Origin of the sequence: Bacteroides celer (genome assembly GCF_002632415.2) — a bacterium.
Classification (GTDB): Bacteria; Bacteroidota; Bacteroidia; order Bacteroidales; family Bacteroidaceae; genus Bacteroides.
The window spans coordinates 90,456-103,747 of the sequence record NZ_CP178209.1; the positions used below are offsets into that span (position 1 = coordinate 90,456).

General features: G+C 43.9%; 6 protein-coding genes and 1 pseudogene. 6 read left to right on the top strand and 1 reads right to left on the bottom strand.

Translation table 11 applies throughout. The features are described 5' to 3' along the window. Positions 1-33: 33 nt before the first annotated feature. Positions 34-1,761, top strand: a complete 1,728-nt coding sequence (locus CJF29_RS00265; RefSeq protein WP_074556613.1) for an ATP-binding protein — start codon at positions 34-36, stop codon at positions 1,759-1,761. Between the two features lie 511 nt (positions 1,762-2,272). On the opposite strand, the pseudogene CJF29_RS00270 reads toward CJF29_RS00265, so the two are convergent. Further along, a pseudogene (locus CJF29_RS00270) lies at positions 2,273-3,406 on the bottom strand (AAA family ATPase). A 171-nt stretch (positions 3,407-3,577) separates the two neighbouring features. On the opposite strand from CJF29_RS00270, the gene CJF29_RS00275 reads away from it, so the two are divergent. The 5 genes from CJF29_RS00275 (at position 3,578) to CJF29_RS00295 (ending at position 13,288) form a co-directional block, all read left to right on the top strand. After that, positions 3,578-5,227, top strand: coding sequence for a DUF6377 domain-containing protein (locus tag CJF29_RS00275; protein ID WP_009001272.1), 1,650 nt, complete (start codon positions 3,578-3,580; stop codon positions 5,225-5,227). A 211-nt stretch (positions 5,228-5,438) separates the two neighbouring features. After that, entirely contained in the window at positions 5,439-8,438 is a 3,000-nt protein-coding gene (locus tag CJF29_RS00280) for a SusC/RagA family TonB-linked outer membrane protein (RefSeq protein ID WP_074556652.1), read from the top strand. 42 nt (positions 8,439-8,480) lie between these two features. Continuing rightward, the gene (locus CJF29_RS00285; RefSeq protein WP_371126684.1) at positions 8,481-9,944 is read left to right on the top strand and encodes a RagB/SusD family nutrient uptake outer membrane protein; all 1,464 of its coding nucleotides are present in this window, start codon (positions 8,481-8,483) and stop codon (positions 9,942-9,944) included. Between the two features lie 36 nt (positions 9,945-9,980). Beyond that, positions 9,981-11,495, top strand: a complete 1,515-nt coding sequence (locus CJF29_RS00290; RefSeq protein WP_074556610.1) for a SusF/SusE family outer membrane protein — start codon at positions 9,981-9,983, stop codon at positions 11,493-11,495. 14 nt (positions 11,496-11,509) lie between these two features. Continuing rightward, a complete protein-coding gene (locus tag CJF29_RS00295) occupies positions 11,510-13,288 on the top strand; it encodes a glycoside hydrolase family 66 protein (protein ID WP_074556609.1) in 1,779 nt (592 codons plus the stop codon). Positions 13,289-13,292: the final 4 nt, after the last annotated feature.

Below are 13,292 nucleotides of genomic sequence, written 5' to 3' on the forward strand. Positions count from 1 at the left end.
CATAAATATGAGAACTAAAGAAAGGAACAAATTATGGAAGAAGTAAAAAGAATCCCTTATGGAGTTTCCAACTTTGTGGAAGTGGTGGAACAGAATCAATATTACGTGGACAAGACTATGTATCTGCCGTTGTTGGAAAAACAACCTAGCAATTTGTTCTTTATCCGCCCCCGCCGTTTCGGCAAGAGCATCTTTCTGAGTATGCTCCGAACTTATTATGACATCGCCCAAAAAGAAAAGTTCGAAAAGCGTTTCAGCAATTTATGGATAGGCAGTCATCCTACACAGTTACAAGGGACTTTCCAAATACTCTTTCTTGATTTCTCCAGAGTGGGAGGTCTTGACGGGACACTTACCCAAAACTTTGATGATTATTGCTGCGGCGGACTGGATGATTTCGCTTCTATTTATGAGTCCTATTATTATCCCGGCTTCGAAGAGGAAATGAAAGCGCAGTGCGGCACTACCAACAAATTGAACTTTCTGGACCGCAAGGCACGTAATAACGGCTCCAAGCTTTATCTGATAGTGGATGAATATGATAATTTCACTAATGTGGTGCTAAACGAGCAGGGTGACAGAGTCTATCACGCCCTAACCCACGCCAGTGGCTTCTACCGCGAAATCTTCAAGAAGTTCAAAGGCATGTTCGAGCGCATCTTCATGACCGGTGTCAGCCCCGTAACGCTGGACGACCTGACTAGTGGATTCAATATCGGTTGGAATATCAGTATCGATCATCAATTTAATATGATGTTGGGATTCAGCGAGACTGATGTACGCGAGATGCTCCAATATTATAAGGATGCCGGGCAGTTGCCGGGCAATACGAATATAGATGCGATGATAGAGGAGATGCGACCATGGTATGACAATTATTGTTTTGCCGAAGAAAGCTTGGAGCGTGACCCAAAGATGTTCAACTGTGACATGGTGTTTTATTATCTGCGTCATTATATGACTTTGGGTAAATCCCCCAAAGAAATGATAGACCCTAATACTCGCACGGATTATAATAAGATGAAAAAACTTATCCGACTAGACAAGTTGGACGGTAACCGCAAAGGAGTGTTACGTAAAATCACCGAAGATGGGCAGATTGTTACCACGTTGACAACTACCTTTCCTGCTACGGATATTACCAAACCTGAAATTTTCCCCAGTCTGCTTTTTTATTATGGTATGCTTACCATTACTGCCACTCGCGGCAACTATCTGGTGTTAAGTATTCCCAATAATAACGTGCGTAAACAATATTACGAATTCTTGTTGGAAGAATATCAGGACAATCGACATATTAATCTGAACGACCTTGGTCTGATGTATTACGAAATGGCTTACGACGGCCATTGGCGTGAAACGTTGGAATTTATCGCCCATGCCTACAAGGAAAACTCTTCCGTGCGCAGCGCTATTGAGGGAGAGCGCAACCTGCAAGGTTTCTTTACTGCTTACCTGAGTACGAATGCATATTACCTGATAGCCCCGGAAGTAGAATTGAACCACGGTTATTGTGATCTGTTCCTGATGCCTGACCTGATACGCTATGACGTGAAGCACAGCTATATCATCGAACTAAAATATCTCTCTGCCAAAGACTCGGGAGCGAAAGCCGAAGCCCAATGGAAAGAAGCTGTAGAACAGATAAAAGGTTATGCTGCCGGTCCTAAGGTACGCCGGATGATATACGGCACCGAGTTGCATGGCATCGTCATGCAGTTTCGCGGATGGGAGTTGGAGCGGATGGAAGAAGTCATATAGAAATTCTGTTTGATATAATTATTCTGAATACACAAATTTTATTTGAGGTACTACAGTCTGACAAAAGAGAGATTGTAGTATCTCGGATTGTTTGGATGGTACTGCTTGGTCAACTATTGTAATAACCCCAATATACAAGTTCCCATTTATATCACTATACTTTCATTCAATACGGTGCGGAAAGGAGCCAAAGATACTATCGCTGACAATAACTTGTCAATATGCAACTTTTATTTCTTTCTCTTGTTTATATTACTTTTTCAATTGCCTAACAAGTTTTCGTTTGACAGTTGTTGAACGAACGTTTGACAACTGTCAAACGAAAACTTGTTAGGCAATGAAATAGCTATCAATAGGTAAACGATTGCTTAAAAGTAACTAAGAAACTTATTAGTAATAATAAGCTCATTACCGTGCAGTCATGAACAAGATTCACCTCTGTGTCCTCTGTGGTGAAAACCGTATAGGAATGAAACCTTATTCTTAACTATTAATTTCTAGGATTTATAACCTAATAATTCTTTTGTAGCCAGGCTCCCAATAGTTTATCAGCTATTTCATAGTGATTTTGTTCCTGTGAGACTAGATTCTTTTCCAGTAACCCCTTGAGTGCAGCTTGTACGGAACTCGGAGTACTTAGCTTGTATTTTTTTATGAATTTTCCTGAAGTGACTCCGGTTGCTTTTTGTTCTTTTCCGATAGCAATCAGCACCTCTTTCTGTTTTTCCGGAAGGCGGGAGAAAATCTCCTGATATGTGAAGTCCTGCATCTGCAGGATATTGGTCAAGGCAATACTTTAGAGGGAACGATCACACACTTCCCCTTTTCCGGTCAGTATATATAATTCATTAAACATGAGTTGTACATACCAGGTATGTCCTTCAAAGAAATTATATACTTCGTCTATCAGTTCTTCTTCAATACGTTTCTTGTTTTCAAGGAAAAGCCTTTCAACAAATGCCCTGTATGCCGTAAGCGGAATGCTCTTTAGTTGCATCATATTGACACTTTGATAAAAAGGTCGGGCCGGGCTGTTGAACATATTCATCATAATGTGTTTCTGGCTTCCGGCAAAGATGAAACGAGCATTTTGGCAATGCTGGACTTTAGTTCTCAATATGGCTTCTACATTCTTCTCTGTGTAATTGCCTATTTGCTGAAATTCGTCAATGGCTACGATACAAGATTTATCAGCCTGTTCTAAATAAGCGAAGATTTCATCCAGTGTTGTTTCTGCTGTATGGATGTCTCCTAATCCAATATCGAAGGTGGGCTCTCCCGTAACAGAATCCAACTTAAAACCTGCGCGCAGTGAGGAAATGACGGAGAAGAAACGTTCGATGAACTTCATTCCTTTGGGTTTGAGTTTCTCGAAAATCTCTTTTCCCAAGGCGAATACAAATTCCCTAAGGCTGGCTGTCGCATAAATATCAATGAAGAATGTATAGTAATGCTCTTTGATCTCATCTTGATAAAAGCAATGACGAATCAGACCTGTCTTTCCCATGCGACGCACAGAAATGATAACGACATTTCTTCCATTTGTTATGTTACGTATCAACTGTTCTGTTTCCACTTCGCGGTCACAAAAGTAATGGGGAGATAGGTATCCGCCTACGATAAAAGGGTTATTAACGATTGCCATACTGATTATTATAAATACAATTATTACAAATATAATAATTATGTTTATAATAAATCCGATTTACCTCCTCTTTTTAATAAAGATTGTTCTTTCTACCTGCAATAATCTTCTCCTGAAAGCCGGAAGTTTCTGAAAGACTTTTATCTTTGCAGATATAATACATACGGCACTATGAAAAAAGTTATTCTGATTTTTGTGACAATCGTCCTTTCTGGTCTGCTTTATGCAAAAGATAATAAGAGTACCGATGCGTTACTTCGTGAGATTGATGGTATCATTAAAAACCGTCAGACTTATGGAGCGGAAAAGGAGGCACGAATTGCTGACTTGAAGAAATTGTTGGTTGAGGCTGCTTCTGATGAGCAGCGATATGGTTTTTGCGGACGTCTTTTCGATGAATACCGGGCTTATAATCTGGATTCGTCTTTTGTCTATGCCCAACGGAAAGAGGAACTGGCACATCGTTTAAATAAACTGGACTACTTGGATGATTCTGCCATGAATATGGCGGAAGTGATGGGAACTACCGGAATGTACAAAGAAGCCCTCGAGTTATTGGGGAAAATTGATAAGAAAACACTGCCCGACTATCTATATGGCTATTATTATCATCTATATCGCACTATTTATGGATTGATGGGTGATTATGCCGTTACGGAGAAAGCCAAGAAAGAATATTACCGGATGACGGATTTGTACCGGGATTCCCTGTTACAGATCAATGCTTCCGACTCTCTGGGACATGCATTGGTGATGGCAGATAAGTACATCGTTCATGCCCGATACGATGAAGCGATTGATATGCTGATGAAATATTACAGTAAACCGTCTTTGGATGACCATGCACAGGCAATGATTACTTATACCATTTCCGAAGGCTATCGGTTGAAAGGAGATAAGCAGGGGCAAAAACATTACCTGGCTCTTTCGGCCATCGCCGATTTGAAATCAGCGGTAAAAGAATATGTATCGTTGCGCAAACTCGCTTCTCTTGTTTATGAAGCAGGAGACATCGACCGTGCCTACAACTATCTGAAATGTTCCCTGGAGGATGCCACTCTTTGCAATGCCCGTCTTCGTACGTTGGAAATCTCGCAGGTCTTTCCTATCATCGACCAGGCCTATCAATTAAAAACCAAACGTCAGCAACAGGAGATGAAAGTTTCGTTGATATGTATTAGTCTGCTTTCCGTTTTCTTACTGGTTGCCATTTTCTTTGTCTATAAACAGATGAAAAAGGTAGCTGCTGCGCGCCGCGAAGTGGTCGATACCAATACGCTCCTGCAAGAACTGAACGAAGAACTTCACGATTCCAATTCGCAACTGAAAGAAATGAATCATACGCTTTCGGAAGCCAACTATATCAAGGAGGAATATATCGGGAGATACATGGACCAATGTTCCACTTATCTCGATAAGATGGATTTATACCGCCGTTCCTTGAATAAGATTGCTGCTGCCGGAAGGGTGGAAGAACTATATAAGGCTATTAAATCTTCCCAATTCCTTGATGAAGAACTGAAAGAGTTTTATGCGAACTTCGACGTGACTTTCCTGCAACTCTTCCCCAGTTTTGTGGAGGAATTTAATGCCCTGCTTACCGAACCGATGCAACCCAAACCGGGAGAACAGCTGAATACCGAACTTCGTATCTTCGCTCTCATCCGCCTGGGAATTACGGACAGCACTAAAATAGCGCAATTCCTTCGTTACTCCGTCACTACCATTTATAATTACCGGACCCGTGTCCGTAACAAGGCTGTGGGAGAAAGAGATGAATTTGAGGCTAAAGTAATGCAAATAGGGAAGGTGGAAGAATAAGAAAACCACTACTTTTTTTGTCTGACTTCTATTTTGTAACGTTCTTATATTTAGTGGTTTATACTGTGAGATACTGTATAAATCACTATATTTTTGCTATCTGCTTTAAGAAGCAGTATGAAATGTAGATACTTTTGTTTCACGGTCATTTCAGCAATGACACAGAGAGTAAAACAAAAGTAACCCTAATATTAACTTTAAATTAATGTACATGAAACAGAGTATGAAGTCGAAAGGCTTTGAACGCCGCCTCTTACTAATAATGTGGGGCTTGTTCCTATCTCTTAGTGCATTCGCACAACAGATTTCAATAAAAGGACATGTCGTAGATGCCACGGGCGAACCGGTGATCGGTGCCAGTGTGGTAGAAAAAGGTACAACGAACGGTACAATTACCGATGTAGACGGTAATTTCTCATTAAGCGTTCCGACTAACAGCACGCTGACTATCTCTTTTGTCGGCTATAAAATGCAGACAGTTCCGGTGAACGGGAAAAACTCTTTGAAAGTAACCTTGCAGGAAGATACGGAAGTATTGGACGAAGTTGTAGTAGTGGGTTACGGAACGATGAAAAAGAGTGATCTGACCGGAGCTGTATCTTCTGTCGGAGTGAAGGATATCAAAGACTCTCCGGTGGCCAATATCGGTCAGGCAATGCAGGGAAAGGTGTCCGGCGTGCAGATTATCGATGCCGGTAAGCCGGGTGATAATGTCACCATTAAAATTCGTGGCTTGGGAACAATCAATAACAGTAACCCGCTGATTGTCATTGACGGAATACCTACCGACTTGGGATTGTCTGCTCTGAATATGGCCGATGTAGAACGGGTGGACGTATTGAAAGATGCTTCGGCAACAGCTATTTATGGTTCGCGTGGTGCGAACGGTGTGGTGATGATTACCAGCAAACGTGGTGCCGAGGGTGCCGGAAAGGTGACGGTAAACGCTAACTGGGCGATTCAGAATGCCACTAAAGTGCCCGATATGCTGAATGCTGCGCAATATGCCGCTTTAAGCAATGATATGCTGTCTAATAATGATGATAATACAAACCCTTATTGGGCAGACCCTTCTTTATTGGGAACAGGAACGAACTGGCTGGATGAAATGCTGCGCACGGGAGTGAAGCAAAGCTATTCGGTTAGCTACTCCGGTGGTACGGAAAAAGCACATTACTATGTATCCGGTGGTTTCCTTGACCAGTCCGGTATTGTGGAAAGCGTTAATTACCGTCGTTTCAACTTTCAGGCAAATAGCGATGCCCAAGTTAATAAATGGCTGAAATTCACTACCAACCTGACATTCAGTACGGACGTGAAAGAAGGAGGAACTTATAGCATCGGTGATGCAATGAAAGCACTCCCCACCCAACCGGTGAAGAATGAGGACGGCAGTTGGAGCGGTCCCGGACAGGAGGCGCAATGGTACGGAAGCATCCGTAACCCGATCGGTACGCTGCACATGATGACCAATGAAACAAAAGGATATAACTTCCTGGCAAACATCACCGGAGAGATCACCTTTACCAAATGGCTGAAGTTGAAAAGTACATTCGGTTATGACGCCAAATTCTGGTTTGTCGACAACTTTACTCCGGCTTACAACTGGAAACCGAATCCGGTAGAAGAATCTTCCCGCTATAAGAGCGATAACAAATCATTTACCTATTTGTGGGATAATTATTTTGTATTCGACCACACTTTTGCGCAGAAACACCGGGTAGGGGTGATGGCAGGTTCTTCCGCCCAGTGGAACAACTATGATTACCTGAATGCTCAAAAGAATATCTTCATGTTTGATAATATCCACGAAATGGACAACGGCGAGAAGATGTACAGTCTTGGCGGTAGCCAGAGTGACTGGGCACTGCTCTCTCTGATGGCACGTCTCAACTATTCTTACGAAGATAAATACCTGCTTACAGCTACTGTGCGTCGTGACGGTTCTTCCCGTTTTGGTAAGAACAACCGTTGGGGAACATTCCCTTCCGTTTCTCTGGCATGGCGTATTTCGCAGGAAGAATGGTTCCCGAAAGACAACTCTCCGGTGAATGACCTCAAACTGCGTATCGGATACGGTGTGACTGGTAATCAGGAAATCGGTAACTACGGCTTTGTTGCTTCCTATAACACAGGAGTCTATCCTTTCGGCAACAACAACTCCACCGCTCTGGTATCTACTACTCTCTCCAATCCGAATATTCATTGGGAAGAAGTGCGCCAGACCAACTTTGGTGTAGACATGAGCCTGTTCAATTCACGTGTCAACCTTTCGCTGGACGCTTATATCAAGAAGACAGCAGATATGTTGGTGAAGGCTTCCATTCCTATCACTTCCGGTTTTGAAGATACTACCGAAACTTTCACCAATGCTGGCAAGATGCGCAATAAAGGGGTGGAAATGACCTTGCGTACTATCAACCTGAAAGGGCTTTTCTCTTGGGAGTCTGCCTTAACAGCCACTTATAACAAGAACGAAATTCAGGACTTGAACAGCGAAACTCCGATGTTCATCAACCAGATGGGTAACTCATACGTGACTATGCTTAGAGCCGGTTATCCGATTAATGTATTCTACGGATACGTAACCGACGGACTTTTCCAGAACTGGGATGAAGTGAACCGCCATGCTACCCAACCGGGCGCTGCTCCGGGCGATATCCGTTTCCGGGACTTGAATAATGATGGAGTTATCAACGATGAAGACCGTACCGTTATCGGCAACCCGAATCCGAACTGGTTCTTCTCTCTAAGCAATAATTTCTCTTATAAGGGATGGGAACTCTCTGTTTTCCTGCAAGGCGTATCGGGAAACAAGATTTATAATGCCAACAATGTAGACAACGAAGGAATGGCAGCCGCTTACAACCAGACCACGGCCGTACTGAACCGCTGGACGGGAGAAGGAACAAGTAACTCCATGCCGCGTGCTATCTGGGGAGACCCGAATCAGAACTGCCGCGTATCCGACCGATTTGTGGAAAACGGTTCCTACCTCCGTCTGAAAAACATTACGCTTTCGTATACACTGCCTAAAAAGTGGATGCAAAAGATTCAACTGGAAAATGCCCGCATCTCTTTCTCTTGCGAGAATGTGGCGACTATCACCGGATATTCCGGCTTTGACCCGGAGGTTGACGTTAATGGTATCGACAGCAGCCGCTACCCTATCTCACGTACGTTCAGCATGGGTTTGAACTTTAACTTTTAAATCAGGAGGAAGAATATGAAAAAGATAACAACTTTGGTGATGATGTTTGCCATACTGGCATTGACCTCATGCAACGATTTCTTAGATAAATATCCTAAATATGGCGTCGATCCCGAATCGGAAGTAACGAACGAGATTGCCGTGGCACTGACTACTGCCTGCTACAAGACTCTTCAGTCATCTAATATGTATAACCAGCGTATCTGGAGCCTCGATATTATCGCAGGTAACAGTGAGGTAGGCGCCGGAGGGGGAACCGACGGACTGGAAACTGTGCAGGCTTCCAATTTCATAGCCCAGAGTGATAATGGCTTTGCTTTGTATGTATGGCGTTCTCCGTGGGTAGGTATCGGACGTTGTAACATTGTGCTTTCCAATCTGCCTTCGGCAGCTATCTCCGATGAGGTAAAGACCCGTTGCATGGGTGAGGCTTATTTCCTGCGTGCACATTACTACTATATTCTGGTTCGTCTGTATGGAGGTGTGCCTTTGCGCTTAACGCCGTTTGAACCGGGAGAATCTACGGATATTGCCCGTAATACGGTAGATGAGGTATATGCCCAGATTTTTTCTGACTGCAAGAATGCAGTAAATATGCTTCCTCCGAAAAGCAGTTATGGAGACAGTGATAGAGGACGTGCCTGCAAAGAAGCTGCAATGGCGATGCTGGCGGATATTTACCTGACATTGGCTCCCAATCATCGCGACTATTATAATGAAGTAGTGACTTTGTGCAATAACATTGCTGCAATGGGATATGATCTGACTCAATGCAATTATGCCGATAACTTTGACGCAACAATTAATAATGGTAGGGAATCTCTTTTCGAAGTACAATATTCCGGTAGTACGGAATATGATTTCTGGGGCGGTGATAACCAATCATCCTGGCTGTCGACTTTCATGGGACCTCGTAACTCAAGTCTGGTGGCCGGTGCTTATGGATGGAACCTGCCTACGGAAGAGTTTGTCAAGCAATACGAAGACGGTGATTTGCGGAAAGACGTCACTGTCTTATATCAAGGTTGTCCCGCTTTTGACGGCATGGAATACAGACGTTCCTGGTCGAATACAGGTTATAATGTACGCAAGTTCCTTGTGTCGAAAACTATTTCTCCGGAGTATAATACCAATCCCAACAACTTCGTAGTGTATCGCTATGCAGATGTTCTATTGAAGAAAGCGGAAGCATTGAACGAGCAGGGACATCCCGACCAGGCTGCCGAACCATTGAATATCGTCCGCAAACGTGCCGGACTGGCAGATGTGCCGACTACTCTGACGCAGACTGAAATGAGGGAGAAGATTATTCACGAACGCCGGATGGAGCTTGCCTTTGAAGGACACCGCTGGTTTGATATGATCCGTGTGGATAATGGAAATTATGCATTGACATTCTTGAAATCCATCGGTAAGAATAATGTGACCAAGGAACGTCTCCTGTTGCCTATTCCGCAGACAGAGATGGACTCTAATCATCTGATGACTCAAAATCCCGGTTATTAATCCGTTTTATAATCATTCATTTAGATAAATAATATCATGAAGAAATATATATATCAGTTGTTATGCTCTCTTTTCATCGGCGGAACGATGGTTGCCTGTGCCGAAGATTATATGGAGACAGATAAAGGACATGATACCCTCACTCTTTCGGTGAATCAGCAGGACTTGGTGTTGAACGAAAAGAACCATAGCCAGGAAGCGCTCGCTCTCTCATGGACTACCGGAACGAATTATGGAAGCGGTAACCGTATCTCTTATACGCTGGAGCTGGCGAAAGCTGGAACGGACTTTGCAAATGCTTATTCGGTGGATTTAGGTACGGGAACGTATCAATGGACTAAGAAAGTGGAAGAACTTAACCAATTCCTGAATGCGCAGTTCGGTATCGGTTATGCTGTGAAAGCGGAGTTGGAGGCACGTATCACAGCGGTTGTTGCCGGAATGGAAGAGCAGAAACAAAGTGCGACGACTGCTTTTACAGTGACTACGTATCAGCCGGTTACTACTACGCTTTACCTGATTGGTGATGCTGCTCCAAATGGATGGGCTGCCGACAATGCGACGGCGATGGAGCGTACGGATAACGGACAGTTTACATGGACAGGAAAACTGAACGCAGGATCATTGAAATTTATAACGACATTGGGACAATTCTTGCCGTCGTACAACCGTAACGTCACTGCCGGGGAAGCACTCAAACTGACTTACCGTACATCGGGTGACCAACCGGACGACCAGTTTACAATTGATAAAGAAGCAACTTATATCGTCAAAGTAGACTTGCTCAATCTGACGCTGACACTTACCGAAACGGAGGACATTGGCTGGAGATTTGAAGAGTTCTTCATTGTCGGTTCGTTTACCGGAAATGGTGGATGGGGATTTGAGGCACTGTCTAAAGATGCTGTTCAGATGGATTTATTCCATTATGGAGCTGTGATTCCTTGGAAGGCAGACGGAGAATTTAAGTTTAGCTCTGTGACGGACTTCGGCCAGTCGGATGCTTTCTTCCATCCTGCCGTAGCAAATGCTTCGTACACTTCGACGTCAGTAGTGCTTGGAGGCGAAGATAATAAATGGCAAATGAAAGAGGCTGAATGTGACAAGCCTTATAAAGTATGGTTCTATACAGGCAAAGGAAAAGAAAAGATGCTGATGCGTCCGTTTACTCCTTACGCAGGATTGTATCTGGTGGGTGAGGCGACTCCGAACGGATGGAGTCTGGACAATGCTACACCGATGACTAAGAGTGCTGACAGTCCTTATATCTTTACCTGGAGCGGCACGCTGAAAGCCGGTGAGATGAAGATTTCCTGCGACAAGCAGTCTGACTGGAACGGAGATTGGTTTATGGCGGATAAGAACGGTAAAACTCCTACAGGTGAAGTGGAAACAGCATTATTCGTCACTAAATCGGATGCAGAGTTGAGCAGTATGTATCCGGATGCAGATTTGGGTGGTCTGGACTATAAGTGGAATATTCAGGAGGCCGGTTCTTATCAGATTACGGTTGACCAGTTGAAAGAGACGATCTCGATTGTGAAACAATAAAACAAGAATTCAAGATGAAAAAAATAATATATCTGGTAGCTGCTTTCCTGTGTATGGCTTGCAGTGATGATAATGAGTCGAACCAACAGAATGGAGGAGCTTCGGGCGGTGTCACCGAAGTGACTCCGGTAACATCGGATTTGAGTGTAGACCTGTCGACAGACAAGGCTTTCTACAAACCGGGAGAGAAAGTGGTGTTTACAGCGGATGACGCTCTGCCTGCCGGAACTAAAGTACGTTATCGCCTTTCGGGTGAAACGGTGGGAGAAGAATCGGTAAATGGTACGAGCTGGACATGGCAACCGCCTACCACTGATTTTAAAGGGTACATGGCAGAGCTTTACCGTCAGGAGAACGGAACGGATGTAATAGTCGGTACGATTGCGGTAGATGTATCCAGTGATCCGGCACGTTTCCCGCGTTATGGTTTTGTCGCTGATTTCAGTCAGGAGAAGACAGCCGAAAAGACACAGGAAGAGATGGAGTATCTGAACCGTCATCATATTAACTGGGTGCAGTTCCAGGATTGGCATAATAAACATCATTGGCCGTTGGGAGGTACACGTACACAGTTGGATGAGGTATATATGGATATCGCTAACCGGGAAGTTTATACAAGTTCGGTGAAAAATTACATTGAAGCGCAGCATCGTTTCGGTATGAAGTCTATGTTTTATAATCTTTGTTTCGGAGCGTTGAAAGATGCTGCTACGGATGGAGTGAAGGAGGAATGGTATCTGTTTAAGGATGCTTCTCACACTACTAAGGACAGCCATGACCTGCCGGGCGGATGGAAAAGTAATATCTATCTGGTAGACCCTTCTAACAAGGAATGGCAGAAATATCTGGGCGAAAGGAATGACGATGTATATGCAAACTTCGCTTTCGACGGTTATCAGATAGACCAGTTGGGACGACGTAGCACGCTTTATAATTATAGTGGTATTCCTGTTAACTTGCGTGAGGGATATGCCTCTTTTATAGAGGCAATGAAGCAGGTGCATCCGGACAAGAGTTTGGTGATGAATGCGGTGAGCCGTTACGGTGCCCGTCAGATAGGGGAGACGGATAAAGTGGATTTCTTCTATAATGAAGTATGGGCGGATGAGGCTGATTTTACCAATCTGAAAGCTATTCTTTATGAAAATGGAGTATATGGCGATTATCAGTTGAATACGGTTTTTGCAGCTTATATGAATTATAACAAGGCGGATAACCGGGGGGAATTTAATACACCGGGTATTCTGCTGACAGATGCTGTCATGTTTGCTTTGGGCGGTTCGCATTTGGAACTGGGAGGCGATCACATGTTGTGCAAAGAGTACTTCCCGAATGAGAATCTGACAATGAGCGAAGAACTGAAAACAGCGATGGTTCATTATTATGACTTCTTGACTTCTTATCAGAATCTGCTTCGTGACGGAGGTACGGAAAATAGTATCACCATGAATTGTACCAACGGGGAAATGAGGTTGAATGTATGGCCTCCCCAACAAGGTTCGGTCACTACTTATGCCAAGCAGGTGGGCAGCAAACAGGTGATACATCTTCTTAACTTCTCGCAAGCAAACAGCCTTAGCTGGAGAGATGTGGACGGCACGATGCCGGAACCGACCTTGATTACGAAAGCTGCTTTACAAATGAATCTGCCGGCCAAAGTGAACAAGTTATGGGTAGCTTCACCGGATGTACATGGAGGCGCTTTGCAGGAACTGGCTTTTACGCAGGAGAACGGAGTTGTTTCTTTCACATTGCCGTCCCTGAAATACTGGACAATGATTGTGGCTGAATAAAACT